Consider the following 24,408-nt stretch of genomic DNA (forward strand, 5'->3'; position numbering starts at 1 on the left):
ATTGGTGGCGGGCCAGCTGGGCCGTCGCCAATGGCAAACGCTTCCTTAACTGGAAGGGCCTATGGTGCTGGCGTAGAGAAGATGCCACGAGACCATGCCGAAACCAAACTTTCGCTTTACCCACTACGATCTGAAGGAACAGCGCGCCGGGACGATTATCGAGGTGACGTTGAACGCGGTGGCGAATGTGCGCCTGATGACTGCGCCGAACTATCAGCGCTTCACCGAAGTCCTCGACTTCAAATATGTCGGCGGCGTCGCGCGGAAGTCTCCCATCCGTCTGTCCATTCCCGACAGCGGACATTGGCATCTGGTCGTGGACATGGAAGGCCATCATGGCCTTGCGGAATCAGCGGTGAAGCTCGTCGCTCCCGCAGGGCAGATGCGAGCCTCCTGATCAGCGCTGATTGCGCTCCTTCCTGAGCTTTGCCCACCATTCAAGGCGTTTGCGGATATCCCGCTCGAAGCCGCGTTCTGGTGGATCATAAAAGGTCTGTCGGCCCATTTTCTCCGGGAAGTAATCCTGGCCCGAAAAGGCGTCCGGCTCGTCGTGATCGTAACGATAGCCCTCGCCGTAACCCTCGCCCTTCATCAGCTTCGTCGGCGCATTCAGGATGTGCTTCGGCGGCAGAAGCGAACCATTCTGCTTGGCGGCCATGGTCGCGGCCTTGAAAGCCGTATAGACGGCGTTCGACTTCGGTGCGGTCGCGAGATAGACGCAGGCCTGCGCCAATGCCAGTTCGCCTTCGGGTGAGCCCAGGTAGTCGTAGGCGTCCTTCGCCGCGTTGCAGATCACCAGCGCCTGCGGGTCGGCAAGGCCGATGTCCTCGACAGCCATGCGAACGAGGCGCCTGCCTAGATAAAGGGGATCTTCGCCGGCGTCGAACATGCGCGCGAGATAGTAGAGCGCTGCATCGGGGTCGGAGCCACGGACGGACTTGTGAAGCGCGGAGATGAGGTTGTAGTGCCCATCCTGGGCCTTGTCGTAGACCGGGGCGCGGCGCTGCACGATGCGCGTGAGGCCCTCCGTATCAAAAGTCTCCTTCTCGCGCGCGGCACGCCATACTTCCTCGGCAAGCGTCAGAACGGCGCGTCCGTCACCGTCCGCCATTCTAAGCAGACTGACACGGGCGTCTTCCGTCAGCGGCAGCGCCTTGCCTTCGGCAGCCTCGGCACGCTTCATCAATTCTTCGAGGCTTTCATCGTCATGCGACTTGAAGGTCAGCACCCGTGCGCGGGACAGCAAAGCCGCATTGAGCTCGAATGAGGGATTCTCGGTGGTGGCGCCCACGAGGATGACGGTGCCGTCCTCCATCACCGGAAGGAAACTATCCTGCTGCGCCCTGTTGAAACGATGAATCTCATCGACGAAGAGCAGCGTCTGCCGGCCATCCATTCGACGCAGCCGTGCCGCCTCGAATGCCTTCTTGAGATCGGCCACGCCTGAAAAGATCGCGGAGATCTGTTCGAAGGCGAGACCCGCCTCGCCCGACAACAATCGGGCGACAGTCGTCTTGCCGGTGCCGGGCGGCCCCCAGAAAATCATCGAGCCGAGCGAACCGCTCTCGATCATGCGCCGCAACACGCCGTCTTCGCCGGTCAGATGCTCCTGGCCAGTGACTTCCGAAAGCGTGCGGGGCCGCAGGCGATCGGCAAGAGGCCGCCGGTTGGCGACCTCCTCGGGAATGCGCGGTGCAAAGAGATCGTCACTCATCGGAAAAACTGTCGGATTCGCTGGCCATCGCGCTCGATCTCGACGCGCCAGAAGCTGGGATCCTCGTCGGCGATCGCTGCGAGTTCCTTGGTATTCTTCACTTCCGTGCCATTGATCGAGATTATGATGTCTTTTGGCTCAAAGCCGAGGCGAGCGGCAAGGGAGTCTTCCTTCACCTCGGAAACAACGACGCCGGTCGATTCCGAAGGCATGCGCAGCTCGTCGGCAACACGCGGTGAGAGATTTTCGACAACAGCGCCCGTGAAGGGCGTGCGGCCACCGATCGTACGCTGGTCGCGTGGCGCCGTCTCGGGCGCTCTGTCGAGCGCTAGTGCGATCTGCTGCTCGCGGCCGTTCTCGACCACGGTCAATTTAACCGACTTGCCAAGCCCTACCGTGGTCAGGCGATAGAGCAGCGCATCCGGATGCTCGACCGGAATGCCATCGACGGCGGAGACGATCTGCCCGGCTTTCAATCCGGCCTTGGCCGCCGGGCCACCCTCGGTAACCTTGACGACAAGCGCACCGCGCGCCTTGTTGAGGCCGAGCGCTTCGGCAACCTCGGACGTCACCGCATCGAACGTGGCGCCAACATAGGGCCGCTCGAAGGACTTCACGCCGGCATCCGCAGACGCAAGGAACACCTTCACGAGATTGGCCGGGATCGCAAAGCCGATGCCGTTCGAACCGCCGCCGCGCGAGAAGATCGCCGTGTTGATCCCGATCAGCTCGCCATTCATGTTCATCAGCGCGCCGCCGGAGTTGCCGGGGTTGATCGACGCATCCGTCTGAATGAAGAAGCCAAACTCGTTCTTGACCACCTGATTACGTGCCAGCGCCGAAACGATACCGCTGGTGACTGTCTGGCCGACACCGAAGGGATTGCCGATCGCCAGGACGAGATCACCGACCTCGACGGCATCGGAATTGCCTAGCGCGAGGGTCGGGAAGGTCTCTTTGGTGTCGACCTTGAGGACGGCAAGGTCGACACGGTCATCTCGCAGGACAACCTTGCACGGAAACTCCCGCCCGTCCGAAAGCGCGACCTTGATGTCATCCGCGCCTTCCACGACGTGGTTGTTCGTTACGATCGTTCCGTTCGCCTCGACGATGACGCCCGATCCCAGCGACGACTGCTTCTCGCTTCGGTTCGGCATCTGCTGACCGAAGAACTCTTCAAAGAAGGGGTCGCCCCCGAAAGGAGACTGCCTGCGGACGGTCTTTTCGGCATAGACGTTCACAACGGCGCCTGCCGTCTGCTTGACGAGCGGCGCGAAGGAGAGCTGCATCTCCAACTGGCTCTGCGGTACGGTCTTGGCGGTTTGAGCATTGGCGGAAACCGGCAGCGCAAGCACCAGAGCCACGAGAGGCAGGGCCGTGCGCTTCAACAGGTCATGCATGGGGATTCCTTCTGAAATTCGCTCTTGAACACGTTGTAGCGCCGGACGCTAGAAAGGAAAGAGGGCGGAAGCATGGAAGAACAAGGCAGCTCACGGACTACTGATCAAGCTTCGCAAACTGATTCAAAAACGAACTCTATGCGACTGATATCTAATGCCAAAGGCAAGCCGAAGTCACCCGAAGGAGACATCGCGCTCGAAGCATGTTGCACCTCTGCCCCATTCCTGGTGCCCAAGCTGTTGAAGCGCCGTTCGCCCACCGATTCCTTTAAGCCAAAGCAGGACCCGTCCTTGCCGCGTCGGCCAACTGCATCATGTTTGTCGCTGGACCCAATGAAACAGGAACTGATGCATGAGAGCTTTTCACCCCACGCTTTTCCCCGTCGCAGCATTCACCCTTTCAGCGCTCATGGCAGGCGCTTCCCATGCCGCGAGCTTTGATTGCGACGCAAAGGAACTGAAGCCGGATGAAACAGTGATCTGCGAAAACCGCGCGCTGAACGATGCCGATGTGAAGATGGTAACGACGTTCAACCTGCTGTCTGGGCTTATGGCGATGGGCTCGCGCGGCACCTTGCAGGACGAGCAAACGGCCTGGCTCAAGAAACGCCAGGAATGCGCCGCAGACGCGGCATGCATCAAGGCTGCCTATGACGAGCGCCTGAAACAGCTCGATGAAACCTACAAAAAAATAAACCGGCCGCTTTAGCGACCGGTCCATTTCACATTCTCTTGACAAGAAGCTCAGCGGCTGCCGAGATCGCGAACGGCTCCCCGATCGGCGCTGGTTGCGAAGGCGGCATAAGCCTTCAGCGCCGTCGTGACGTTGCGCTTGCGCTGCTCGGCCGGATGCCAGCCCCTCTCCTCCTGCTCGGCACGACGGTTCGCCAGCTCCTTGTCGTCGACGCGCAGGCTGATGATGCGGTTCGGGATGTCGATGTCGATCATGTCACCTTCGCGAACCAGACCGATCGTACCGCCGTTTGCCGCTTCCGGCGAGACGTGGCCGATGGAAAGCCCGGAGGTGCCGCCGGAGAAGCGGCCGTCGGTGATCAGCGCACAAGCCTTCCCGAGGCCCTTCGATTTCAGGTAGCTCGTCGGATAGAGCATTTCCTGCATGCCGGGGCCACCCTTCGGGCCCTCGTAGCGGATGACGACGACATCGCCGGCAACGACCTGGTTCGACAGGATGGCCTTCACGGCCGCGTCCTGGCTTTCGTAGACCTTGGCCGGGCCGGAGAACTTCAGGATGGATTCGTCAACGCCTGCCGTCTTCACAATGCAGCCGTCAAGCGCCAGGTTGCCCTTCAGAACAGCAAGACCGCCGTCCTTCGAGAACGGATGCTCCACGGAGCGGATAACGCCCTTTTCGCGGTCCGTGTCGAGATCGTCCCAACGGGCTTCCTGACTAAAGGCGACTTGGGTGGGGATGCCGCCGGGCGCGGCGCGGTAGAAGTTACGGACCGTCTCGCTGTTGGTGCGGGTAATGTCCCAGCGGTCGATCGCGTCGCCGAGCGTTTCGGCATGGACCGTCGGGCATTCGCGGTTCAGCAGGCCGCCCTTGTCCAGCTCGCCGAGGATCGACATGATGCCGCCGGCGCGGTGAACATCTTCCATATGGACATCACTCTTTGCCGGTGCGACCTTGGAGAGGCAGGGAACGCGGCGCGACAAGGCGTCGATGTCGGCCATCGTGAAATCGATCTCGCCTTCGTGAGCAGCCGCGAGGATGTGCAGGACGGTATTCGTCGAACCACCCATGGCGATATCGAGGGCCATCGCGTTCTCGAACGCCTTCTTGGACGCGATCGTGCGCGGCAGAGCCTTGACGTCGTCCTGCTCGTAGTAACGGCGCGCGAGATCGACGATCAGGTGACCAGCTTCGACGAACAGGCGCTTGCGATCGGCATGCGTTGCGAGCGTCGAGCCGTTGCCGGGCAGCGACAGGCCGAGCGCTTCGGTCAGGCAGTTCATGGAGTTGGCGGTAAACATGCCCGAGCACGAGCCGCAGGTCGGACAGGCAGACCGTTCGATGACCTTGACGTCCTCATCACTGATCTTGTCGTCGGCGGCGGCAACCATGGCGTCGACGAGGTCGAGCGCGTGGGTCTTACCATGCAGGACGACCTTGCCGGCTTCCATTGGGCCACCGGAGACGAAGACGGTCGGGATGTTGAGGCGGAGTGAGGCCATCAGCATGCCGGGCGTGATCTTGTCACAGTTGGAGATGCAGACCATCGCGTCGGCGCAGTGGGCGTTGACCATGTATTCGACGCTGTCGGCAATCAGTTCGCGCGACGGCAGCGAATAGAGCATGCCGTCATGGCCCATCGCGATGCCGTCGTCGACGGCGATCGTGTTGAATTCCTTGGCGACGCCACCAGCAGCTTCGATTTCGCGGGCCACGAGTTGACCAAGGTCCTTGAGATGGACGTGGCCAGGCACGAACTGGGTGAAGGAGTTCACCACCGCAATAATCGGCTTGCCGAAATCCGAATCCTTCATGCCCGTGGCGCGCCAAAGGCCGCGCGCACCCGCCATGTTGCGGCCGTGGGTCGTGGTTCTGGAACGGTAGGCTGGCATTGGCGTATTCCTTACGTGTCGGAAATCGTCGGCGATTGCGCGTCGCAGGCTTCAAGCGGCCGGGTTGTCGCCGTTTTTTGGAATTGTCCTAATCCAAACGGTGTGGGCTGTCACTACCGGGAAGGCCGAAACCGGTACGCTTCGGCTCCTGGGCACATCGAGCTTATACGGTCACGGCAGTCGTTTCGTTACAGACTATTGCATCAAGCAGCGAACACAAAAAGTTGGCTTTTCGCAGCCGTGCCTGTGGGCATAAACAATGATCTAAAGATGTGTTTAATGCGTTGAAGGTTTATACCGAGCTTACTTGCTCAGGAGGTTTCCGATGCCAGCCTATCGCCCCCCCAAGATCGCATCCTCGGAGATTACGCCGCAACAACTCTATCTGCGCCGCCGCGAATTCCTCGGCGCTGCGACGCTGGGCGCCATGGCGCTGTACGGAGCCGGCAAGGCCAGTGCAGCGGCACTGTCGGTCGTCGAAAGCAAATATACGGTCGATGAGAAGACGACACCCCTGAAGGACGTCACGACCTACAACAATTTCTACGAATTCGGCCTGGATAAGGGCGATCCCGCTGCGCTCTCCGGCGACTTTAAACCGCTGCCTTGGACGATTAAGGTTGACGGCATGGTCAACAAGCCCGGCACGTTCGATGTCGAAGCGCTGATCAAGGAATTCCCGATCGAGAGCCGCACCTACCGCATGCGTTGTGTCGAGGCGTGGTCGATGGTCATTCCGTGGGATGGCTTTCCGCTTGCTTCCCTGCTCAACAAAGTCGAGCCGCTCGGAAGCGCAAAGTACGTCGCCTTCGAAACGGTCGTGCGGCCAGAAGAGATGCCGGGACAGAAAGGCATCTTCCAATCGCTCGACTGGCCCTATGTCGAAGGCCTGCGGCTCGACGAAGCGCGTCACCCACTCGCCCTGCTCGCCGTCGGTCTTTATGGTCAGACCTTGCCGAACCAGAACGGCGCGCCGATCCGGCTGGTCGTGCCATGGAAGTATGGCTTCAAGGGCATCAAGTCGATCGTCCGGATCACCCTGACGGATAAGGAGCCGAAGAACACCTGGCAGGTGACCAATCCCCAGGAGTATGGCTTCTTTGCCAACGTCAATCCGGAGGTCGATCACCCACGCTGGAGCCAGGCGACGGAACGGCGCATCGGCGAAAGCGGCTTTTTTGGCGCCAGCCGCCACCCCACCCTGCCGTTCAACGGCTATGCCGACGAGGTCGCCAGCCTCTATAGCGGCATGGATCTTCGGAAGAACTTCTGATGCCGGGATTTTCGCTCAGCCTTGCGAAGCGGTGGCAATCGGCCTCTGTCTGGGCGCTCTATGCCATCGGCCTGTTGCCCGCCGCATGGACCTTCTATCTCGGCGCGACCGATCAGCTCGGCGCCGATCCGGTAAAGACCTTCGAACTGTTCCTCGGCCTTTGGGCGATCCGCTTCCTTATCCTGACGCTCGCCGTCAGCCCTGCCCGCGATCTGTTCGGCTGGAACTATCTGCGCTATCGCCGCGCGCTTGGGCTCCTCTGTTTCTATTACGTGGCGATGCATTTGACTGTTTACATGGTGCTGGACCAGGCACTTGATCTCTCAGCTGTGCTCAACGACGTGCTGAAGCGGCCCTTCATCATGTTCGGCATGGCCGGGTTCGTCATGCTCGTTCCGCTTGCCGTGACGTCGAACAATCTTTCGATCCGCCGCCTCGGACCGAACTGGGTCCGGCTGCATCGCCTCGTCTACATCATCGCCGCTGCCGGCGCCGTACACTTTGCGCTATCGACGAAGGTCATCGACCTCGAGCAATACGTCTATGTCACGGTGATCATCCTGCTGATCCTCTACCGCTCATGGCGGCCGATCGCGCGGAGCAGGAAACGCGGCCAGGGCCGCCAGCGCACACGGGCTGCAGCGACCGCCTCATGATTTGCGCACGCTCCTTCGACTATCGGCTAGCGACCAATCACGATTCTGTCGCTGGCTGATTGATCATGGCTTCGATGTTGTAGCCATCGGGATCGAGAACGAAGGAGGCGTAATAGCCTGATGCATATTGTGGGCGTGGGCCGGGGGCGCCATTGTCCTTTGCGCCAGCATCAAGCGCGGCGTGATAAAACGCATCAACTTCGGCCTTGCCTCGAGTGCGAAAGGCGACGTGCACACTCGTCAAAGGCGGCTGGCTGTCGACCTGCTGGATCTCGAAAAGGCACCCATTGCCGATATCGAAGGCCCAGAACACGCTCTCCTTTCCGAAGGAAAGTTTGTATCCTAGCGGTGCAAGCGCCTTCTCATAGAAGAGCTTGCTCTTTGCCAAGTCACTCACAGCAACGGTTATATGGTCTATCAAGCGCCCACTCTTTGAGACGTTGGCGGGAACACCAAGCTAGCTCCGATCTCAAGACTGCTCAACATGCCAAGCGGCAGCACGATACAGCATTGGCCTGCGGCTGCATCCAAGGGCAGCGATCCGCTCCTGAATACGCCTTGTCTTGGTGGAAACACGACGACCCCGTCCACCACCGCCGTCTCCCGTGCCCAGCAAGGGCTACAAACGAAAACAGCCGGGCTTTGCAGCCCGGCTGTTTTGCTTCCGGCAAACCGGAAAGGATTAAGCGGCTTCAGCTGCAGCAGCTTCGGCTTCAACGCGAGCCTTGTCGGCTGCGCCCTTGGCGTAGGTGTCGCGGTCAACGAACTCGATGACGGCGAGAGCGGCGTTGTCGCCCTGGCGGAAGCCAGCCTTCATGATACGCAGGTAACCGCCGTTGCGGGTTGCGTAGCGCGAAGCGATCGTGTCGAAGAGCTTCGAAACAACAGCGGCGTCGCGGATCTGCGAGATCGCCTGACGACGAGCATGCAGGTCGCCCCGCTTGCCGAGGGTGACGAGCTTTTCAACGATCGGACGGATTTCCTTTGCCTTCGGCAGGGTCGTCACGATCTGCTCATGGGTGATGAGCGAAGCCGCCATGTTGGCAAACATTGCCTTGCGGTGGCTAGCGGTTCTGTTCAGCTTGCGGCCGGATTTACCGTGGCGCATTGCTATTCTCCTTCACATGCAGGCATCTCGCCCGCCGTTTGATGGTTAGTATTGGTCTTCGTAGCGCTTGGCGAGATCTTCGATGTTCTCAGGCGGCCATGCCGGCACTTCCATGCCGAGGTGCAGGCCCATGGAAGCGAGAACTTCCTTGATTTCGTTCAGCGACTTGCGACCAAAATTCGGCGTGCGGAGCATTTCTGCTTCGGTCTTCTGAATGAGGTCGCCGATGTAGACGATGTTGTCGTTCTTCAGGCAGTTTGCCGAGCGAACGGACAGTTCGAGTTCGTCCACCTTCTTGAGGAGCGCCGGGTTGAAAGCGAGTTCGGTGACGGCTTCTTCTTCGGCTTCCTTCTGCGGCTCGTCGAAGTTGACGAACACGCCAAGCTGATCCTGGAGGATGCGAGCCGCGAAAGCGACGGCATCTTCGCCGGAGATCGAACCATCGGTTTCGATCGTCATGTTCAGCTTGTCGTAGTCGAGAACCTGTCCTTCGCGGGTGTTTTCAACCTTGTAGGACACCTTCTTGACCGGCGAATAAAGGCTGTCGACCGGGATGAGACCGATCGGAGCATCTTCCGCACGATTGCGGTCGGCCGGAACGTAGCCCTTGCCGTTGTTGACGGTGAATTCCATGCGGATTTCGGCGCCCTCGTCGAGCGTGCAGATGACATGCTCGGGGTTGAGGATTTCGATATCGCCGACCGTCTGGATGTCGCCAGCCGTTACAACGCCCGGGCCCTGCTTACGCACGACCATGCGCTTTGCGTCATCGCCATCCATCTTGATGGCGATTTCCTTGATGTTGAGGACGATGTCCGTGACGTCTTCGCGGACGCCCGGGATCGACGAGAACTCATGCAGCACGCCATCGATCTGCACAGCCGTCACTGCGGCACCGCGCAGCGAGGACAGCAGAACGCGGCGAAGCGCGTTGCCGAGGGTGAGGCCGAAACCGCGCTCCAGCGGCTCTGCTACGAGCGTCGCCTTGGTGCGCGAGCTCGAAGAGAACTCGACCTTGTTCGGCTTGATCAATTCCTGCCAGTTTTTCTGAATCATATTTTTGCCTTCCGTTCGTTACCACCATCCAATCGTGGCAACCGAGCTTGAGAAGCACCGGGAGCGAAAACCCGCTCACCGGTGTTGTGAATGGCGATGATCAGACGCGGCGCTTCTTGCGCGGGCGGCAACCATTGTGCGGGATCGGCGTCACATCACGGATGGACGTGATCATGAAACCAGCAGCCTGGAGCGCGCGCAGAGCGGATTCACGACCCGAACCCGGGCCGCAAACTTCGACTTCCAGCGACTTCATGCCATGTTCCTGAGCCTTCTTGGCGCAGTCTTCAGCAGCGATCTGAGCAGCGAACGGGGTCGACTTGCGCGAGCCCTTGAAGCCCTTGGCGCCAGCAGACGACCAGGCAATGGCGTTGCCCTGAGCGTCGGTGATGGTGATCATCGTGTTGTTGAAGGTCGAGTTGACGTGGGCAACACCCGACGAAATGTTTTTACGTTCGCGACGACGAACGCGTACGGCTTCCTTGGCCATTTAAATCCCTTTCTTGGATCTCTGCACCGCCGTAATACCAGCGGCTACACCGGAACGAGACCTTACGGCCCTGCCCCAAACTCAAAAGAGGCCGGCGCAGACCGCCAGCCCCCTCACCTCCGGTTTCCCGGAAATTACTTCTTCTTACCAGCGATGGCCTTTGCCGGACCCTTGCGGGTGCGGGCATTGGTGTGCGTGCGCTGGCCGCGGACCGGAAGGCCACGACGATGACGCAGGCCACGGTAGCAGCCGAGGTCCATCAGACGCTTGATGTTCATCGAGGTTTCGCGACGCAGATCGCCTTCGACCTGATAGTCACGGTCGATGGTTTCACGGATCTGCAGAACCTCGGAGTCCGTCAGCTGATGGACGCGCTTGTCAGCCGACAGGCCAACCTTCTCCATGATTTCCTGCGCGAATTTTGGACCGATCCCGTGAATGTAGGTCAGCGCGATAACGACGCGCTTCGCAGTCGGGATGTTGACGCCAGCGATACGTGCCACGCCTATTCTCCTTGCGTTCCCGTTGCCATCCGGCAAGAGGCTTTTCGTTATGCAGCCGAACCGGCCGCTCGTTCAGATTTGGGTTCGTACATGTCAAAACGACCGAACCCGGACTTCTCTGGAAATCCGCGCCGATCGCATAAATGTCGCGAGTTGGCGCGGTGTTTAGCGGAATCAGTGCTGAAAAGCAACCGCTTCCGCCAAGTTTATTTTCAAAGACTACAGCTTCGAAAGTATCTTATCGATCTCGCTGGTGACGTGATCGATATCCGCCATGCCATCAACCGACTTCAGCTTGCCCTTGGCATAGAAGTAGCCGATCAATGGAGATGTTTCCTTGTAGTAAGCCTGCAGGCGCGTGACGACCGTTTCGCGGTTGTCATCCGGGCGCCGCTTGAAGTGAGTCGAACCGCAGCGGTCGCAAACGCCTTCAATCTTCGGCTTGACGTTGGTGTCGTGATAGCCTGCACCGCAGTTGGCGCAGGTATAGCGTCCCGAGACACGGTCAGCGAGGACGTTGTCGTCAACCTGGATCTCGATCACGGTCGAGAGCTCAAGACCCTTGCTTTTCAGAATGGCTTCCGTTGCGTCGGCCTGAACCAGCGTGCGCGGGTAACCGTCGAGAATGAAACCCTTGGTGCAGTCCGGTGCATCCAGACGCTCGGAGACGATGGCATTGACAATCTCATCGGAAACAAGCTTGCCAGCATCCATGACGGCCTTTGCACGCTTGCCCACCTCCGTGCCAGCCGCAACGGCAGCACGCAGCATGTCACCCGTGGAAAGTTGCGGAATTCCGTACTTCTCCACGATCCGCTGAGCCTGGGTCCCCTTACCCGCGCCCGGCGGCCCTAACAGTATGAGTCTCATCGCCCCCTCTTTCCTCCGCGCAACTTCGATTTCTTGATCAGGCCTTCATACTGCTGTGCGATCAGATGACCCTGAATCTGCGCCACCGTATCGAGAGTTACGCTAACCACGATCAAGAGCGAAGTGCCACCCAAGGACAAAGGAATGCCCGTCTGAGACACAAGAATTTCAGGCAGAATGCACACGAAGACGAGGTAGATCGCGCCAATCACCGTAATGCGGGTCAGCACGTAGTCGATATACTCAGCAGTCCGCTCGCCCGGGCGAATACCCGGGATGAAGCCGCCATGCTTCTTCAGATTGTCGGCGGTATCCTTCGGATTGAAGACGATAGCGGTATAGAAGAAGGCGAAGAAAGCGATCAGCAGGCCGTAGAGCAGCATATAGAGCGGCTGGCCGTGGCCGAGCGCGGCGACGATCGAGGTCGCCCAGGCCGGCAGTGCGGTCGTGTTGGCAAAGCCTGCAACGGTCGCCGGCAGCAGCAGCAGCGAAGACGCGAAGATCGCCGGGATAACGCCCGAGGTGTTGAGCTTCAGCGGCAGGTGCGACGTGTCGCCCTGGAACATGCGGTTGCCGACCTGGCGCTTCGGATACTGGATCAGCAGGCGGCGCTGCGCACGCTCGACGAAAACGATGATCGCGATAACGGCGATCGCAATGACGATGACGGCGAGAATCAGCGTCGTCGACAGGGCGCCGGTGCGGCCAAGTTCGAGGGTGCCGGCAAGAGCCTGCGGAAGGCCTGCGGCGATACCGGCGAAGATGATCAGCGAGATGCCGTTGCCGATGCCGCGCGAGGTGATCTGCTCGCCGAGCCACATCAGGAACATCGTGCCGCCGAGCAGGGTCACGACCGTCGAAATGCGGAAGAAGATGCCAGGATCGACAACAAGGCCGTTGCCGCTCTCAAGACCGACGGAAATGCCGTAAGCCTGAAGCGCACCGAGGAGTACCGTGCCGTAGCGCGTATACTGGTTGATGATCTTGCGGCCCTGTTCGCCTTCCTTCTTCAGGTTTTCGAGCGCCGGAACGACCGAAGTCATCAGCTGCACGATGATCGAAGCGGAAATGTAAGGCATGATGCCGAGCGCAAAGATTGCCATGCGCTGCACGGCGCCGCCCGAGAACATGTTGAAGAGGCCGAGAATGCCGCCTGCCTGGCCACGGAAGGCCTGGGCATAAGCTTCTGGATTGAGGCCGGGGAGCGGAATGTGGGTACCGAGCCGGTACACGAGGAGAGCTGCCAGTGTGAACCACAGGCGCTTCTTGAGATCCTCGGCTTTGGCGAAGGTCGAGAAATTGAGGTTAGAAGCCAACTGTTCCGCTGCAGACGCCATGCGATTCTCCGCGCTACCAATTCCGGGCTCTAGCCAAGCGAGGTGCAGGACCCGGTATCAGCATTCTGAATTATTCAAAAGCGGGTTTCGGACGGATTGCGAACGCAACCTATGCCTCACCCTTGTGTTCGTTCCTACCGTCCATGACGCACGTGCGTCCAGCCGGTTTTTGTGAGGCTCACATATGGGAGCAAAATCGCCCGGTGTGAAGCACCCCGGGCGACTTATCATAAGATTAATTATTCTGCAGCTGCGGCAGAAAGAAGCGTGACGGAACCGCCAGCTTTTTCGATCTTTTCGACAGCCGGCTTGGAAGCGCCAGCAACTTCGAACTTGACCTTTGCCTTCAGCTCGCCGTCGGCGAGAACGCGAACGCCGTCCTTGACGCGACGGATAACGCCGGCAGCCTTGAGAGCTGCTGCATCAACCGTGGACTTGGCGTCGAGCTTGCCAGCGTCGATCGCAGCCTGAACACGCTCAAGCGACACGACGACGAAGTCGGCCTTGAAAATGTTGTTGAAGCCGCGCTTCGGCAGGCGACGGTAGATTGGCATCTGACCGCCTTCGAAACCGTTGATAGCGACGCCGGAACGGGACTTCTGACCCTTCACACCGCGACCACCGGTCTTGCCCGAGCCCGAACCAATACCGCGGCCGAGGCGCTTGCGGCTGTGGGTCGAACCTTCGTTGTCTTTAATTTCATTGAGTTTCATAGCGAATCTCCCGGCTTACTTCTCGTCGACGACGCGAACGAGATGCTGGACAGCACGGATCATGCCACGAACGGAAGGAGTATCTTCCAGCGTGCGGCGACGGTGCATCTTGTTGAGTCCGAGGCCGATCAGCGTGCGCTGCTGGACGTCCGGACGACGAATCGGGCTGCCGATCTGTTCGACAATAACCGTCTTCGCTTCAGTCTTCTTGGTAGCCTTAGCCATCTGTCAGACTCCTCTTATTCTTCAGAGGCATTGCCAGAAGCGGCACGGCGAGCCTGGAGCGTTGCATACTTGATGCCGCGCTGAGCTGCGATGTCCTTCGGGTGAACCTGGTGCTTCAGAGCGTCGAAGGTAGCGCGAACCATGTTGTATGGGTTCGAGGAACCGGTCGACTTGGCGACAACGTCGTGAACGCCGAGCGTTTCGAAAACAGCGCGCATCGGACCACCGGCGATGATACCGGTACCGACCTTGGCCGAACGAAGCAGAACCTTGCCGGCGCCATGGCGGCCATGAACGTCGTGATGCAGCGTACGGCCGTCACGCAGCGGTACGAAGATCAGTTCGCGCTTGGCAGCTTCAGTCGCCTTGCGGATTGCTTCCGGCACTTCGCGTGCCTTGCCGTGACCGAAGCCAACGCGGCCCTTCTGGTCACCAACGACGACGAGAGCGGCGAAACCGAAACGGCGGCCACCCTTAACAACCTTGGCAACGCGGTTAATCGCGACCAGCTTGTCGACGAATTCGCTATCGCGCTCTTCACGGGCCTGGCGGTCTTCCCGCTGCGGCCTTCTTTCCTGTGCCATTGTCCTCTTCCTTTTTCTTTTCCGGGTGCAATCGGCAAACAAAACGAGGACCGCATCGGCCTCCCCTTTTCGGGACGCCTGCGGTCCGGTGATATCCGGCCGGTACCCTAAGGCTGCCGGCCGGAAACTTTATTAGAAGGACAGACCGCCTTCGCGGGCTGCTTCTGCCAGGGCCTTGATGCGGCCGTGGTAGATGAAGGCGCCACGGTCGAATACGACGTCCTTGACGCCTGCCTTCGAGGCGCGCTCAGCAACGAGCTTGCCTACGAGGGCAGCTGCTGCCGTGTCAGCACCGGTCTTCAGAGAACCGCGCAGGTCCTTGTCGAGGGTCGAGGCAGACGCAAGCGTCTTACCAGCGACATCGTCAATGACTTGAGCATAGATGTTCTTCGACGAGCGATGAACCGACAGGCGCGGACGGCCGTTGGCCACCGACTTGAGGTGACGACGCACGCGGTTGGCACGACGTGCAAGTGCTTCTTTCCTGCTAGCCATTTCGCGTGATCCTTACTTCTTCTTGCCTTCTTTGCGGACGATCCGCTCTTCGGCATACTTGACGCCCTTGCCCTTGTAAGGCTCAGGACCGCGGTATTCGCGGATTTCAGCGGCAACCTGGCCGACCTGCTGCTTGTTGATGCCGGTGACGACGATTTCCGTCGGCTTCGGCACAGTGATCGTGATGCCCTGCGGCGGCTCATACACAACGTCATGGCTGAAGCCGAGTGCCAGCTGCAGGTTCTTGCCCTGAAGCGACGCGCGGTAACCGACGCCGTTGATTTCGAGCTTGCGCTCAAAGCCGTCCTTAACGCCCTTGAAGATGTTCTCGATCATCGTGCGGGACATGCCCCACTTTGCACGAGCATTCTTCGTCTGGCTGAGCGGCGTCACGACGACCGCATTATTTTCGAGCTTCACGCCGACTTCGTCGTTTGCGACGAAGAACAGCTCGCCCTTCGGGCCCTTAGCGGTAACCTTCTGGCCATCGACCGTAGCCGTGATCCCAGCAGGCACCTGAACGGGCTTTTTACCGATACGAGACATTTTTATATCCTGTCTGTCCGCTATGGAGATCCCTGCTCAGCCTTAGAAGACCGAGCAAAGAACCTCGCCACCAACGTTCTGTTCGCGAGCCTGGTGATCGGCCATCACGCCCTTCGGGGTCGAAAGGATAGTGATGCCGAGGCCGTTCGCGACCTGCGGAATGGACTTGACCGAGACATAAACCCGGCGGCCCGGCTTGGACACACGGCCGATCTCACGGATCACCGATGCGCCTTCATAGTACTTGAGTTCGATGTTGAGCTCAGACTTGCCATTGCCGAAATCGACAACGGAGTAGCCACGGATGTAGCCTTCAGACTGCAGAACATCGAGAACACGTGCACGGAGCTTCGAAGCAGGCGTCGAGACCGACGACTTGCGGCGAGAAGCGCCGTTACGGATGCGAGTGAGCATATCGCCCAACGGATCAGTCATTGTCATCTAACCTGCTCCTTACCAGCTCGACTTGACGATGCCCGGCACCTTGCCGAGATTGCCGAGTTCACGCAGCGCAATACGCGACATGCGCAGTTTGCGGTAGTATGCGCGCGGACGGCCCGATACTTCGCAACGGTTGCGAATGCGGGTCTTGGATCCATCGCGCGGCAGGGATGCCAGCTTGATCGAGGCCTTGAACCGCTCTTCGATCGGAAGAGCCTGGTTCATGATGATCGCCTTCAGAGCTGCGCGCTTGGCAGCCTGGTTAGCGACCGTAGTACGGCGGCGCTTGTTCTTTTCAACTGCGCTTGTCTTCGCCATGTGCGGTTCCTTTTCTACGCTCGTCGTTACGGTTACTGACGGAACGGGAAGTTGAACTCTGTCAGGAGAGCCCGCGCTTCGTCGTCCTTCGTTGCCGTCGTGCAAACGATGATGTCCATGCCCCACATCTGATCAACCTTGTCGTAGTTGATCTCAGGGAACACAATGTGCTCCTTGATGCCCATGGCGAAGTTGCCACGGCCGTCAAAGCTTTTCGGGTTCAGGCCGCGGAAGTCGCGAACGCGCGGAAGCGCGATGTTCACGAGACGGTCCAGGAACTCGTACATGCGAGCGCCGCGCAGGGTGACCTTTGCGCCGATCGGCATCTGCTCGCGGACCTTGAAGCCAGCGATGGAGTTGCGTGCACGGGTGATGACCGGCTTCTGGCCGGCAATAGCGGCCAGGTCGGCTGCAGCAACAGTCGGCTTCTTCGAATCAGCCGTTGCTTCACCAACACCCATGTTGATTACGATCTTGTCGAGCTTCGGAATCATCATCTCGTTGGCGTAGGAGAACTTCTCCTGCATCGCCGCACGAATGCGCTCGACATATTCCTTCTTGAGCCGTGGCTCGTACTTTGCGTCAGCCATCAGATCACCTCACCGGAACGCTTGGCCACACGGACCTTCTTGCCGTCAACAACCTTGAAGCCAACGCGGGTCGGCTTGCCATCCTTGTCGACGATTGCGACGTTGGACAGGTGAACCGAAGCTTCCTTGCTGATGATGCCGGCTTCCTGGCTCTGCGTCTGGCGCTGGTGGCGCTTTACGACGTTGACGCCACGAACAACGGCGCGATCTTCCTTGGGCAGAACCTGAAGGACTTCGCCGGTACGGCCCTTGTCCTTGCCTGCGAGCATGACGACCTTGTCGCCCTTACGAATCTTTTGCATCCTTCGCGCTCCTTACAGTACTTCGGGAGCCAGCGAGATGATCTTCATGTGGTTCTTAGCGCGAAGTTCGCGCGGAACCGGTCCGAAGATACGGGTGCCGATCGGCTCTTTCTTGTTGTCGATGAGGACTGCTGCATTCGTGTCGAAGCGGATGATGCTGCCATCAACGCGACGGATTTCCTTGGCGGTACGAACAACCACCGCCTTCATCACGTCACCCTTCTTCACGCGGCCGCGCGGGATCGCTTCCTTGATCGAAACGACAATAATGTCGCCGATCCCGGCATACTTGCGCTTCGAGCCGCCCAGCACCTTGATGCACATGACACGACGTGCGCCGGAATTATCCGCCACGTCGAGGTTTGTTTGCATCTGAATCATATCAGGTCGCCTTTTTGGTTTACCGGAATGGTTGGGCTTTCGCCCCCTACCCCGGCTTATGAAAATTGTCAGCCGGCCGCTTGCCACAAGGACAGGCGAAAACACGGCAATAGCTTGAATAGCGCGGGATCGATCGTGCCAGGGTGGTTTCCCGTCGGGACCTTCCGTGCGCTCAAAGCAAAAGAACGCTCGACGAACGAGCGTTCTGACGCTGCTTCATACAGATATTTCCGCGAGACGCAAGGCCTCGCGCAAAAATCTTACTTGGCCTGGGCGGAAACGACCGTCCAGCGCTTGTCCTTGGAAATCGGCGCGCATTCCTCGATGGATACGGTATCGCCGATCTTGTACTGGTTGTTTTCGTCGTGGGCCTTGTACTTCTTGGAACGACGAACGGTCTTCTGGAGCAGCGGGTGAGCGAAACGACGCTCAACGCGAACTACGACAGTCTTCTCGTTCTTGTCGCCAACGACAACGCCCTGCAGAATGCGCTTCGGCATGATGTTTTCCTTTACGCCTTTGCTTCTGCCGCCTTCTGGCGGGCAATGGTTTTCACGCGGGCGATGTCCTTACGGACTTCGTTGATGCGCGAGGACTTTTCCAGCTGACCGGTTGCCTTCTGGAAGCGCAGGTTGAACTGCTCCTTCTTCAGGTCGGCGAGCTTGTCCTTGAGCTGATCGGCCGTGAGGCCGCGTACTTCTTCGGCTTTCATGTGCCTTGCTCCTTACTCTGCAATACGCTGAACGAAGCGCGTCTTGACCGAGAGCTTGGCAGAGCCGAGGCGAAGCGCTTCACGAGCGATTTCTTCGCTGACGCCGTCGATTTCGAACATCATACGGCCTGGCTTGACCTTGCATGCCCAGTATTCGACAGAGCCCTTGCCCTTACCCATACGGACTTCGGTCGGCTTTGCGGTTACCGGAACATCCGGGAACACGCGGATCCATACACGGCCGGCGCGCTTCATGTAACGCGTGATCGCGCGGCGGGCCGCTTCGATCTCGCGTGCATTCACGCGGTTCGGCTCTTGAGCCTTAAGGCCGAATTCGCCGAAGGCCAGGTCAGAACCACCCTTGGCGACGCCCTTGATGCGGCCCTTGAATTGCTTGCGGTACTTGGTACGCTTTGGCTGCAACATTTTCTTATTCTCCGAACTTATCCACCAACGCTATTAAGCGTTGTCGCGGCGACGATCGCGATCACGGCTTGCCGGACCCTGAGCGTCACCCTCGAGTGCGCGGCGCTCGGAGGCCATCGGATCGTGCTCAAGGATTTCGCCCTTGAAGATCCAAACCTTGATGCCGCAGATGCCAAAAGCGGTTTCCGCTTCAGCTGTGCCGTAGTCGATGTCAGCGCGCAGCGTGTGCAGCGGAACGCGACCTTCGCGGTACCATTCCGTACGAGCGATTTCAGCACCGCCGAGGCGGCCTGCGCAGGTGATCTTGATGCCTTCGGCGCCAAGACGCATTGCAGACTGAACGGCACGCTTCATGGCGCGACGGAAAGCAACACGACGCTCGAGCTGCTGAGCGATCGACTGTGCGACGAGCGTAGCGTCGACTTCCGGCTTGCGAACTTCAACGATGTTGAGGTGCGTTTCGGAATTCGTCATGTCCGACAGCTTCTTGCGGAGCTTGTCGATGTCTGCGCCCTTCTTGCCGATGATCAGGCCCGGACGAGCCGAGTGGATCGTGACACGGCACTTCTTGTGCGGACGCTCGATGACCACCTTGGCGATACCAGCCTGCTTCAGTTCGCTCATCACGAACTTGCGCATCTTCAGGTCTTCGTGCAGCAGCTGACCGTACTCGGCATTGTCCGCAAACCAGCGGCTATCCCAGGTACGGTTGATGCCAAGACGGAAACCGATTGGATTAATTTTCTGACCCATTATGCGGCCTCCTCTTGTGCCTGCACTTCGCGGACAACGATCGTCAGGTGCGCAAACGGCCTCTCGATGCGAGAAGCGCGGCCGCGGCCACGAGCGTGGAAACGCTTCATGACGATCGACTTGCCGACATAGGCTTCGGCGACGACCAGGGAGTCGACGTCGAGGTCGTGGTTGTTCTCGGCGTTGGCGATCGCAGACTCGAGCGTCTTCTTGACGGCGCCTGCGATACGCTTGCGGGAGAATTCCAGCTCAGCGAGTGCACGATCGACCTTCTTGCCGCGGATAACCGCAGCAACGAGGTTGAGCTTCTGTGGGCTGACGCGGAGCGTGCGGGCGACTGCTTGCGCCTCGTTGTCCTTCAGCCGGCGTTCGGCTTTTGCCTTGCCCATTGTTACTTCCTCTTTGCCTTCTTGTCCGCACCGTGACCGTAGTAGGTCCGGGTCGGAGAGAATTCACCGAATTTGTGACCGACCATGTCTTCATTGACGCTGACCGGAACATGCTTGCTGCCGTTGTAGACGCCGAAGGTGAGACCGACGAACTGCGGCAGGATCGTGGAGCGACGGCTCCAGATCTTGATTACTTCTGCACGTCCGCCTTCACGAACCTTCTCAGCCTTCTTGAGAAGATAGCCGTCAACGAACGGACCTTTCCATACTGAACGAGCCATTGGAGACTTCCTCTCTTACTTCTTACGCTGATGACGCGAGCGCATGATCATCTTGTCGGTCGACTTGTTCGACCGGGTGCGCTTGCCCTTGGTCGGCTTGCCCCACGGAGTAACCGGGTGACGACCACCAGAGGTGCGGCCTTCACCACCGCCGTGCGGGTGGTCGACAGGGTTCATGACGACACCGCGGTTATGCGGACGCTTGCCGCGCCAAACAGTACGTCCGGCCTTGCCGTCGTTGATGTTGGCGTGATCCGGATTCGAAACCGCACCGATCGAAGCAAGGCAGGTGCCGTGCACGAGGCGCTGTTCGCCAGAGTTCAGGCGAAGGATCGCCATGCCCTGGTCGCGACCGACGAGCTGTGCGTAGGAACCGGCGGAGCGAGCGATCTGACCACCCTTGCCCGGCTTCATTTCCACGTTGTGGATGATGGAGCCGACCGGGATGAACTGCAGCGGCATCGTGTTGCCGGGCTTTACGTCGACAGCCTTCTCGGAAGCGATGACCTTGTCGCCGGCAGCGAGGCGCTGCGGAGCGAGGATGTAGGCCTTTTCGCCGTCAGCATAGGTCACCAGCGCAATGAAAGCCGTGCGATTCGGATCGTATTCGATACGATCGACGGTGCCTTCAACGTCGAACTTGCGACGCTTGAAGTCGACCAGACGGTAGGTGCGCTTGTGACCGCCGCCGATGAAGCGGGCGGTGATGCGGCCGAGGTTGTTACGACCGCCGCTCTTGGTCAGACCTTCCGTCAGCGCCTTGACCGGCTTGCCCTTGTAGAGCGAGGAGCGGTCGACGATGACCAGCTGACGCTGGCTCGGGGTCGTAGGATTGAATGTTTTCAATGCCATTTTATTATTCCTCAGAGACCGGTGGAGACGTCGATCGTCTGGCCTTCAGCCAGCGTCACAACTGCCTTCTTCACGTCCTGCTGCTTGCCGACAAAACCTTTGAAACGCTTGGTCTTGCCCTTGCGGAGCAGAGTGTTGACGGCCGTGACCTTGACGCCGAACAGCGCCTCGACTGCAGCCTTGATTTCAGGCTTCGACGCCTTCTTGGCGACGTTGAAAACAACCTGGTTGTTTTCCGATACCAGCGTGGACTTTTCGGTGATCGCCGGCGAGACGATCACATCATAGTGGCGAAGGTCGGTCACTTGAAACGCTCCTCTAGAGCTTCGACGGCAGCCTTGGAAAGCACGAGCTTGCCGCGGCGCACGATGTCGTAAACGTTGATGCCCTGGATCGGCAGAACATCGATGTTCGGGATGTTCTGAGCTGCGAGCTTGAAGTTGCCATCAAGTTCAGCGCCGCCGATGAAGAGCGCGTTGGTCAGGCCGAGCGTCTCGAAAGCCGATGCCAGCGCCTTGGTCTTTGCTTCTGCAGCAACCAGGCTGTCGATGATGATGACATCGTCGGACTTCAGCTTGGCCGAGAGGGCGTGACGCAGACCGAGGGCGCGAACCTTCTTCGGAAGGTCGTGTTCGTGGCTGCGAGCGACCGGGCCGTGGGCCTTACCACCGCCGCGAAACTGCGGAGCGCGAGCCGAATGGTGACGAGCGCGGCCCGTACCCTTCTGCTTGTACATCTTGGCGCCGGTGCGCGAGACGTCCGCGCGGCCCTTTGCCTGGTGCGTGCCCTGCTGCTTCTTGGCAAGCTGCCAGCGGATGACGCGGGCGAGAATGTCTTCGCGGGGCTCGAGACCGAAAATCGCGTCAGAAAGAGAAACCTTCCCTGCGTCTTTTCCCTCGAGGGTCTTGACGTTGAATTCCATTGGTCCGGCTCCCTTACTTCGCTGCCGATTTGACGGCATCGCGCACGATGATCCAGGCACCCTTGGAACCGGGTACTGCACCCTTGATCAGGATCAGACCACGATCTTCGTCGGTCGAAACCACTTCCAGGTTCTGAGTCGTTACGCGCGTCTGGCCCATGTGACCAGCCATCTTCTTGTTCTTGAATACCTTACCGGGATCCTGGCGCTGACCGGTCGAACCGTGCGAGCGGTGCGAAACCGAGTTACCATGCGTAGCACGGCCACCACTAAAATTGTGGCGCTTCATGACGCCGGCAAAGCCCTTACCGATCGTCGTGCCCGTCACATCGACGAGCTGACCAGCTGCGAAGTGACCAGCCTTGAGCTCGGTGCCAACCTCGAGGAGATTGTCTTCCGTGACGCGGAATTCCGTAAGCTTGGCCTTCGGCTCGACGTTGGCAACAGCAAAGTTACCGCGCATCGCCTTCGACGTATTCTTGACCTTCGCCGTGCCAGCACCGAGCTGGACTGCGGCATAGCCGTTCTTGTCAACAGTGCGCTGGGCCACAACCTGGCAGCCATCCAGACGCAGTACTGTTACCGGGACATGTTCACCAGCGTCGTTGTAGACGCGGGTCATACCCACCTTCTGTGCAATCACACCTGAACGCATCGGTTCAATCCTTCCAAATCCGCTCGAGCAAGGCTCAGAGCTTGATCTCAACATCGACACCGGCGGCGAGATCGAGCTTCATCAGCGCGTCTACCGTCTGCGGGGTCGGATCTACGATGTCGAGGAGGCGCTTATGCGTGCGCATCTCGAACTGCTCGCGGCTCTTCTTGTCGATGTGTGGGGACCGGTTGACCGTAAACTTCTCGATGCGAGTCGGAAGCGGAACGGGGCCCCGGACGCTTGCGCCGGTGCGCTTCGCCGTCGACACGATCTCGCGCGTCGAAGCGTCGAGAATGCGGTGATCGAACGCCTTCAGGCGAATGCGGATATTTTGGCCGTTCATTCGACGTTATCCTTGTGTTTGTTTCCCACGTGCCTGTTAGGCAGACACGGGTTGTTCTTTTTTCCTAAGGCGGACCACCGGTTTCAAAGATCGAGAGGGGCACCGGAATGCGGCATCCCTATCCAGTCTTCAGGCCTTACGACCACCTTATTGCTTGTTGTAGTCACCCGCTCCAATGAACGAAGCAGGGCGCAAATCGCGCTCGCGCGCCATTTGCAACATTTCTCTGTAATAAGCAAGCGGCTAGCGCCGCTTGCATCATAATAATGTCATCGAATCGGCCGCTTCAGGCGAAACGGCCGGTCTTTCGATTACTCGACGATCGAGGCGACGATGCCGGCGCCGACGGTACGGCCGCCTTCGCGGATAGCGAAGCGCAGCTTTTCTTCCATCGCGATCGGAACGATCAGCTCGACGTCTACAGTGACGTTGTCGCCAGGCATAACCATTTCCGTGCCTTCCGGCAGGGTGACGATGCCGGTGACGTCCGTCGTGCGGAAGTAGAACTGCGGACGGTAGTTGGTGAAGAACGGCGTATGACGGCCGCCTTCTTCCTTCGTCAGGATGTAGGCTTCAGCCTTGAACTTCTTGTGCGGCTTGACAGAGCCCGGCTTGCACAGGATCTGACCACGCTCGACGCCGTCACGGTTCACACCGCGAACCAGAGCACCGATGTTGTCGCCAGCCTGGCCCTGGTCGAGCAGCTTACGGAACATTTCAACGCCGGTAACCGTCGTCTTCGAGGTCGGGCGGATGCCGACGATTTCGACTTCTTCGCCAACCTTGACGATACCGCGCTCGACGCGGCCGGTCACAACCGTACCACGGCCGGAGATCGAGAACACGTCTTCGATCGGCATCAGGAACGGCTGGTCGATCGGACGCTCAGGCGTTGGGATGTAGGCGTCAACAGCTGCCATCAGCTCGCGGATCGCGTCTTCGCCGATCTTCTTGTCGGAGTCTTCGAGAGCGGCAAGAGCCGAGCCCTTGATGACCGGAATGTCGTCGCCCGGGAAGTCGTAGGACGACAGAAGTTCGCGAACTTCGAGCTCGACGAGTTCGAGAAGCTCGGCGTCGTCAACCTGGTCGACCTTGTTGAGGAACACGACGATCGCCGGAACGCCAACCTGGCGAGCAAGCAGGATGTGCTCGCGGGTCTGCGGCATCGGGCCGTCGGCAGCCGAGCAAACCAGGATCGCGCCGTCCATCTGCGCAGCACCGGTGATCATGTTCTTGACGTAGTCGGCGTGGCCGGGGCAGTCAACGTGGGCATAGTGGCGGTTCGGGGTCTCGTATTCGACGTGTGCCGTCGAAATGGTGATGCCGCGAGCCTTTTCTTCCGGAGCCGCGTCGATCTGGTCGTACGCCTTGAACTCGCCGAAGTACTTCGTGATCGCTGCCGTCAGAGACGTCTTGCCGTGGTCAACGTGGCCGATCGTGCCGATGTTAACGTGCGGCTTGTTGCGCTCAAACTTACTCTTTGCCATTTG

36 protein-coding genes are annotated in these 24,408 nt (G+C 59.4%); 4 read left to right on the forward strand and 32 right to left on the reverse strand.

Annotation, left to right across the window (positions count from 1 at the left end):
- The first annotated feature begins 94 nt into the window (after nt 1-94).
- Complete coding sequence (locus tag C934_RS0112730; protein ID WP_018857094.1) at nt 95-397, forward strand: DUF1883 domain-containing protein; 303 nt, start codon at nt 95-97, stop codon at nt 395-397.
- Here the strand turns inward: C934_RS0112730 and C934_RS0112735 are convergent, their stop codons facing one another.
- Both C934_RS0112735 and C934_RS0112740 read right to left on the reverse strand, forming a co-directional pair.
- Nucleotides 398-1,714 carry a replication-associated recombination protein A gene (locus C934_RS0112735; RefSeq protein ID WP_018857095.1) on the reverse strand — a complete coding sequence of 439 codons (1,317 nt, stop codon included), beginning with the start codon at nt 1,712-1,714 and terminating at the stop codon, nt 398-400. It lies immediately after the preceding gene.
- Nucleotides 1,711-3,114 carry a DegQ family serine endoprotease gene (locus tag C934_RS0112740; protein WP_018857096.1) on the reverse strand — a complete coding sequence of 468 codons (1,404 nt, stop codon included), beginning with the start codon at nt 3,112-3,114 and terminating at the stop codon, nt 1,711-1,713. The genes C934_RS0112735 and C934_RS0112740 overlap by 4 nt, the downstream gene beginning before the upstream one ends.
- Nucleotides 3,115-3,523: 409 nt before the next feature.
- Here C934_RS0112740 and C934_RS0112745 point away from each other — a divergent pair, with 409 nt between their 5' ends.
- Entirely contained in the window at nt 3,524-3,823 is a 300-nt protein-coding gene (locus C934_RS0112745; RefSeq protein WP_245267949.1) for a lysozyme inhibitor LprI family protein, read from the forward strand.
- A gap of 35 nt (nt 3,824-3,858) precedes the next feature.
- On the opposite strand, the gene ilvD is transcribed toward C934_RS0112745, so the two are convergent.
- Nucleotides 3,859-5,697 (reverse strand): dihydroxy-acid dehydratase, encoded by a 1,839-nt coding sequence (gene ilvD, locus C934_RS0112750; RefSeq protein WP_018857098.1) that lies wholly within the window; start codon nt 5,695-5,697, stop codon nt 3,859-3,861.
- 325 nt (nt 5,698-6,022) lie between these two features.
- Between ilvD and msrP the strand changes: the two genes are divergently transcribed.
- Complete coding sequence (gene msrP, locus C934_RS0112755) at nt 6,023-6,970, forward strand: protein-methionine-sulfoxide reductase catalytic subunit MsrP (RefSeq protein ID WP_018857099.1); 948 nt, start codon at nt 6,023-6,025, stop codon at nt 6,968-6,970.
- A complete protein-coding gene (gene msrQ, locus C934_RS0112760) occupies nt 6,970-7,626 on the forward strand; it encodes a protein-methionine-sulfoxide reductase heme-binding subunit MsrQ (protein WP_018857100.1) in 657 nt (218 codons plus the stop codon). The genes msrP and msrQ overlap by 1 nt, the downstream gene beginning before the upstream one ends.
- A gap of 37 nt (nt 7,627-7,663) precedes the next feature.
- Here the strand turns inward: msrQ and C934_RS0112765 are convergent, their stop codons facing one another.
- From C934_RS0112765 to tuf, 29 genes are all read right to left on the reverse strand, one after another.
- Nucleotides 7,664-8,047 (reverse strand): VOC family protein, encoded by a 384-nt coding sequence (locus C934_RS0112765; protein ID WP_026371776.1) that lies wholly within the window; start codon nt 8,045-8,047, stop codon nt 7,664-7,666.
- Nucleotides 8,048-8,308: 261 nt separating this feature from the next.
- Nucleotides 8,309-8,734 carry a 50S ribosomal protein L17 gene (gene rplQ, locus C934_RS0112770; protein ID WP_018857102.1) on the reverse strand — a complete coding sequence of 142 codons (426 nt, stop codon included), beginning with the start codon at nt 8,732-8,734 and terminating at the stop codon, nt 8,309-8,311.
- A gap of 45 nt (nt 8,735-8,779) precedes the next feature.
- Nucleotides 8,780-9,790, reverse strand: coding sequence for a DNA-directed RNA polymerase subunit alpha (locus C934_RS0112775; RefSeq protein WP_007531694.1), 1,011 nt, complete (start codon nt 9,788-9,790; stop codon nt 8,780-8,782).
- 100 nt (nt 9,791-9,890) lie between these two features.
- Nucleotides 9,891-10,280, reverse strand: a complete 390-nt coding sequence (rpsK, locus tag C934_RS0112780) for a 30S ribosomal protein S11 (protein WP_003547577.1) — start codon at nt 10,278-10,280, stop codon at nt 9,891-9,893.
- A 134-nt stretch (nt 10,281-10,414) separates the two neighbouring features.
- Nucleotides 10,415-10,783 (reverse strand): 30S ribosomal protein S13, encoded by a 369-nt coding sequence (gene rpsM / locus C934_RS0112785; RefSeq protein WP_016553566.1) that lies wholly within the window; start codon nt 10,781-10,783, stop codon nt 10,415-10,417.
- A gap of 219 nt (nt 10,784-11,002) precedes the next feature.
- A complete protein-coding gene (locus C934_RS0112790) occupies nt 11,003-11,653 on the reverse strand; it encodes an adenylate kinase (RefSeq protein WP_026371777.1) in 651 nt (216 codons plus the stop codon).
- Entirely contained in the window at nt 11,650-12,990 is a 1,341-nt protein-coding gene (gene secY, locus C934_RS0112795) for a preprotein translocase subunit SecY (RefSeq protein WP_018857104.1), read from the reverse strand. The genes C934_RS0112790 and secY overlap by 4 nt, the downstream gene beginning before the upstream one ends.
- 239 nt (nt 12,991-13,229) lie before the next feature.
- The gene (gene rplO, locus C934_RS0112800; RefSeq protein ID WP_016553563.1) at nt 13,230-13,703 is read right to left on the reverse strand and encodes a 50S ribosomal protein L15; all 474 of its coding nucleotides are present in this window, start codon (nt 13,701-13,703) and stop codon (nt 13,230-13,232) included.
- Nucleotides 13,704-13,718: 15 nt separating this feature from the next.
- Nucleotides 13,719-13,928 carry a 50S ribosomal protein L30 gene (gene rpmD / locus C934_RS0112805; RefSeq protein ID WP_018857105.1) on the reverse strand — a complete coding sequence of 70 codons (210 nt, stop codon included), beginning with the start codon at nt 13,926-13,928 and terminating at the stop codon, nt 13,719-13,721.
- A gap of 14 nt (nt 13,929-13,942) precedes the next feature.
- Nucleotides 13,943-14,512, reverse strand: coding sequence for a 30S ribosomal protein S5 (gene rpsE / locus C934_RS0112810; protein WP_007531680.1), 570 nt, complete (start codon nt 14,510-14,512; stop codon nt 13,943-13,945).
- 132 nt (nt 14,513-14,644) lie between these two features.
- Nucleotides 14,645-15,007 (reverse strand): 50S ribosomal protein L18, encoded by a 363-nt coding sequence (rplR, locus tag C934_RS0112815; RefSeq protein WP_018857106.1) that lies wholly within the window; start codon nt 15,005-15,007, stop codon nt 14,645-14,647.
- Between the two features lie 12 nt (nt 15,008-15,019).
- Nucleotides 15,020-15,553 carry a 50S ribosomal protein L6 gene (rplF, locus tag C934_RS0112820; RefSeq protein WP_018857107.1) on the reverse strand — a complete coding sequence of 178 codons (534 nt, stop codon included), beginning with the start codon at nt 15,551-15,553 and terminating at the stop codon, nt 15,020-15,022.
- A gap of 42 nt (nt 15,554-15,595) precedes the next feature.
- Nucleotides 15,596-15,994, reverse strand: a complete 399-nt coding sequence (rpsH, locus tag C934_RS0112825; RefSeq protein ID WP_004674934.1) for a 30S ribosomal protein S8 — start codon at nt 15,992-15,994, stop codon at nt 15,596-15,598.
- A 12-nt stretch (nt 15,995-16,006) separates the two neighbouring features.
- Nucleotides 16,007-16,312 (reverse strand): 30S ribosomal protein S14, encoded by a 306-nt coding sequence (gene rpsN / locus C934_RS0112830; protein ID WP_003573787.1) that lies wholly within the window; start codon nt 16,310-16,312, stop codon nt 16,007-16,009.
- 32 nt (nt 16,313-16,344) lie between these two features.
- Nucleotides 16,345-16,902, reverse strand: coding sequence for a 50S ribosomal protein L5 (gene rplE / locus C934_RS0112835; protein ID WP_016553557.1), 558 nt, complete (start codon nt 16,900-16,902; stop codon nt 16,345-16,347).
- The gene (gene rplX, locus C934_RS0112840) at nt 16,902-17,204 is read right to left on the reverse strand and encodes a 50S ribosomal protein L24 (protein ID WP_007531676.1); all 303 of its coding nucleotides are present in this window, start codon (nt 17,202-17,204) and stop codon (nt 16,902-16,904) included. Before rplX ends, rplE begins: the two co-directional genes overlap by 1 nt.
- A 12-nt stretch (nt 17,205-17,216) precedes the next feature.
- Entirely contained in the window at nt 17,217-17,585 is a 369-nt protein-coding gene (rplN, locus tag C934_RS0112845; protein ID WP_018857108.1) for a 50S ribosomal protein L14, read from the reverse strand.
- Nucleotides 17,586-17,845: 260 nt separating this feature from the next.
- Complete coding sequence (gene rpsQ / locus C934_RS0112850; protein ID WP_007787739.1) at nt 17,846-18,085, reverse strand: 30S ribosomal protein S17; 240 nt, start codon at nt 18,083-18,085, stop codon at nt 17,846-17,848.
- An 11-nt stretch (nt 18,086-18,096) separates the two neighbouring features.
- Nucleotides 18,097-18,297, reverse strand: coding sequence for a 50S ribosomal protein L29 (gene rpmC / locus C934_RS0112855; RefSeq protein WP_007531673.1), 201 nt, complete (start codon nt 18,295-18,297; stop codon nt 18,097-18,099).
- Nucleotides 18,298-18,309: 12 nt separating this feature from the next.
- Complete coding sequence (gene rplP / locus C934_RS0112860; protein WP_003573792.1) at nt 18,310-18,723, reverse strand: 50S ribosomal protein L16; 414 nt, start codon at nt 18,721-18,723, stop codon at nt 18,310-18,312.
- 33 nt (nt 18,724-18,756) lie between these two features.
- Nucleotides 18,757-19,476: a 30S ribosomal protein S3 gene (rpsC, locus tag C934_RS0112865; RefSeq protein WP_018857109.1), complete on the reverse strand. Its 720-nt coding sequence runs from the start codon at nt 19,474-19,476 to the stop codon at nt 18,757-18,759.
- Nucleotides 19,476-19,865 (reverse strand): 50S ribosomal protein L22, encoded by a 390-nt coding sequence (gene rplV, locus C934_RS0112870; RefSeq protein ID WP_018857110.1) that lies wholly within the window; start codon nt 19,863-19,865, stop codon nt 19,476-19,478. The genes rpsC and rplV overlap by 1 nt, the downstream gene beginning before the upstream one ends.
- 2 nt (nt 19,866-19,867) lie before the next feature.
- Nucleotides 19,868-20,146, reverse strand: a complete 279-nt coding sequence (gene rpsS / locus C934_RS0112875; protein ID WP_007531666.1) for a 30S ribosomal protein S19 — start codon at nt 20,144-20,146, stop codon at nt 19,868-19,870.
- Nucleotides 20,147-20,161: 15 nt separating this feature from the next.
- Nucleotides 20,162-20,998 carry a 50S ribosomal protein L2 gene (gene rplB, locus C934_RS0112880; RefSeq protein ID WP_018857111.1) on the reverse strand — a complete coding sequence of 279 codons (837 nt, stop codon included), beginning with the start codon at nt 20,996-20,998 and terminating at the stop codon, nt 20,162-20,164.
- 11 nt (nt 20,999-21,009) lie between these two features.
- Nucleotides 21,010-21,303, reverse strand: a complete 294-nt coding sequence (locus tag C934_RS0112885; RefSeq protein WP_016553551.1) for a 50S ribosomal protein L23 — start codon at nt 21,301-21,303, stop codon at nt 21,010-21,012.
- Complete coding sequence (rplD, locus tag C934_RS0112890) at nt 21,300-21,920, reverse strand: 50S ribosomal protein L4 (RefSeq protein WP_007531661.1); 621 nt, start codon at nt 21,918-21,920, stop codon at nt 21,300-21,302. The genes C934_RS0112885 and rplD overlap by 4 nt, the downstream gene beginning before the upstream one ends.
- Before the next feature lie 13 nt (nt 21,921-21,933).
- A complete protein-coding gene (gene rplC, locus C934_RS0112895) occupies nt 21,934-22,575 on the reverse strand; it encodes a 50S ribosomal protein L3 (protein WP_018857112.1) in 642 nt (213 codons plus the stop codon).
- Nucleotides 22,576-22,609: 34 nt separating this feature from the next.
- Nucleotides 22,610-22,918, reverse strand: a complete 309-nt coding sequence (rpsJ, locus tag C934_RS0112900) for a 30S ribosomal protein S10 (protein WP_003547547.1) — start codon at nt 22,916-22,918, stop codon at nt 22,610-22,612.
- Nucleotides 22,919-23,229: 311 nt separating this feature from the next.
- A complete protein-coding gene (gene tuf / locus C934_RS0112905; protein ID WP_018857113.1) occupies nt 23,230-24,405 on the reverse strand; it encodes an elongation factor Tu in 1,176 nt (391 codons plus the stop codon).
- Between the last annotated feature and the right edge of the window lie 3 nt (nt 24,406-24,408).

This window comes from Rhizobium sp. 42MFCr.1 (assembly GCF_000377185.1).
Lineage (GTDB): Bacteria > Pseudomonadota > Alphaproteobacteria > Rhizobiales > Rhizobiaceae > Rhizobium > Rhizobium altiplani.

Excerpts from the sequence above, each read along its gene's own strand:
- C934_RS0112730 (WP_018857094.1), top strand. The coding sequence starts at position 95 with ATGCCGAAACCAAACTTTCGCTTTACCCACTACGATCTGAAGGAACAG.
- C934_RS0112735 (WP_018857095.1), bottom strand. The coding sequence starts at position 1,714 with ATGAGTGACGATCTCTTTGCACCGCGCATTCCCGAGGAGGTCGCCAAC.
- C934_RS0112740 (WP_018857096.1), bottom strand. The coding sequence starts at position 3,114 with ATGCATGACCTGTTGAAGCGCACGGCCCTGCCTCTCGTGGCTCTGGTG.
- C934_RS0112745 (WP_245267949.1), top strand. The coding sequence starts at position 3,524 with ATGGCAGGCGCTTCCCATGCCGCGAGCTTTGATTGCGACGCAAAGGAA.
- ilvD (WP_018857098.1), bottom strand. The coding sequence starts at position 5,697 with ATGCCAGCCTACCGTTCCAGAACCACGACCCACGGCCGCAACATGGCG.
- msrP (WP_018857099.1), top strand. The coding sequence starts at position 6,023 with ATGCCAGCCTATCGCCCCCCCAAGATCGCATCCTCGGAGATTACGCCG.
- msrQ (WP_018857100.1), top strand. The coding sequence starts at position 6,970 with ATGCCGGGATTTTCGCTCAGCCTTGCGAAGCGGTGGCAATCGGCCTCT.
- rplQ (WP_018857102.1), bottom strand. The coding sequence starts at position 8,734 with ATGCGCCACGGTAAATCCGGCCGCAAGCTGAACAGAACCGCTAGCCAC.
- C934_RS0112775 (WP_007531694.1), bottom strand. The coding sequence starts at position 9,790 with ATGATTCAGAAAAACTGGCAGGAATTGATCAAGCCGAACAAGGTCGAG.
- rpsK (WP_003547577.1), bottom strand. The coding sequence starts at position 10,280 with ATGGCCAAGGAAGCCGTACGCGTTCGTCGTCGCGAACGTAAAAACATT.
- C934_RS0112790 (WP_026371777.1), bottom strand. The coding sequence starts at position 11,653 with ATGAGACTCATACTGTTAGGGCCGCCGGGCGCGGGTAAGGGGACCCAG.
- secY (WP_018857104.1), bottom strand. The coding sequence starts at position 12,990 with ATGGCGTCTGCAGCGGAACAGTTGGCTTCTAACCTCAATTTCTCGACC.
- rplO (WP_016553563.1), bottom strand. The coding sequence starts at position 13,703 with ATGAAACTCAATGAAATTAAAGACAACGAAGGTTCGACCCACAGCCGC.
- rpmD (WP_018857105.1), bottom strand. The coding sequence starts at position 13,928 with ATGGCTAAGGCTACCAAGAAGACTGAAGCGAAGACGGTTATTGTCGAA.
- rpsE (WP_007531680.1), bottom strand. The coding sequence starts at position 14,512 with ATGGCACAGGAAAGAAGGCCGCAGCGGGAAGACCGCCAGGCCCGTGAA.
- rplR (WP_018857106.1), bottom strand. The coding sequence starts at position 15,007 with ATGGCTAGCAGGAAAGAAGCACTTGCACGTCGTGCCAACCGCGTGCGT.
- rplF (WP_018857107.1), bottom strand. The coding sequence starts at position 15,553 with ATGTCTCGTATCGGTAAAAAGCCCGTTCAGGTGCCTGCTGGGATCACG.
- rpsH (WP_004674934.1), bottom strand. The coding sequence starts at position 15,994 with ATGACAATGACTGATCCGTTGGGCGATATGCTCACTCGCATCCGTAAC.
- rpsN (WP_003573787.1), bottom strand. The coding sequence starts at position 16,312 with ATGGCGAAGACAAGCGCAGTTGAAAAGAACAAGCGCCGCCGTACTACG.
- rplE (WP_016553557.1), bottom strand. The coding sequence starts at position 16,902 with ATGGCTGACGCAAAGTACGAGCCACGGCTCAAGAAGGAATATGTCGAG.
- rplX (WP_007531676.1), bottom strand. The coding sequence starts at position 17,204 with ATGCAAAAGATTCGTAAGGGCGACAAGGTCGTCATGCTCGCAGGCAAG.
- rplN (WP_018857108.1), bottom strand. The coding sequence starts at position 17,585 with ATGATTCAGATGCAAACAAACCTCGACGTGGCGGATAATTCCGGCGCA.
- rpsQ (WP_007787739.1), bottom strand. The coding sequence starts at position 18,085 with ATGCCGAAGCGCATTCTGCAGGGCGTTGTCGTTGGCGACAAGAACGAG.
- rpmC (WP_007531673.1), bottom strand. The coding sequence starts at position 18,297 with ATGAAAGCCGAAGAAGTACGCGGCCTCACGGCCGATCAGCTCAAGGAC.
- rplP (WP_003573792.1), bottom strand. The coding sequence starts at position 18,723 with ATGTTGCAGCCAAAGCGTACCAAGTACCGCAAGCAATTCAAGGGCCGC.
- rpsC (WP_018857109.1), bottom strand. The coding sequence starts at position 19,476 with ATGGGTCAGAAAATTAATCCAATCGGTTTCCGTCTTGGCATCAACCGT.
- rplV (WP_018857110.1), bottom strand. The coding sequence starts at position 19,865 with ATGGGCAAGGCAAAAGCCGAACGCCGGCTGAAGGACAACGAGGCGCAA.
- rpsS (WP_007531666.1), bottom strand. The coding sequence starts at position 20,146 with ATGGCTCGTTCAGTATGGAAAGGTCCGTTCGTTGACGGCTATCTTCTC.
- rplB (WP_018857111.1), bottom strand. The coding sequence starts at position 20,998 with ATGGCATTGAAAACATTCAATCCTACGACCCCGAGCCAGCGTCAGCTG.
- rplD (WP_007531661.1), bottom strand. The coding sequence starts at position 21,920 with ATGGAATTCAACGTCAAGACCCTCGAGGGAAAAGACGCAGGGAAGGTT.
- rplC (WP_018857112.1), bottom strand. The coding sequence starts at position 22,575 with ATGCGTTCAGGTGTGATTGCACAGAAGGTGGGTATGACCCGCGTCTAC.
- rpsJ (WP_003547547.1), bottom strand. The coding sequence starts at position 22,918 with ATGAACGGCCAAAATATCCGCATTCGCCTGAAGGCGTTCGATCACCGC.
- tuf (WP_018857113.1), bottom strand. The coding sequence starts at position 24,405 with ATGGCAAAGAGTAAGTTTGAGCGCAACAAGCCGCACGTTAACATCGGC.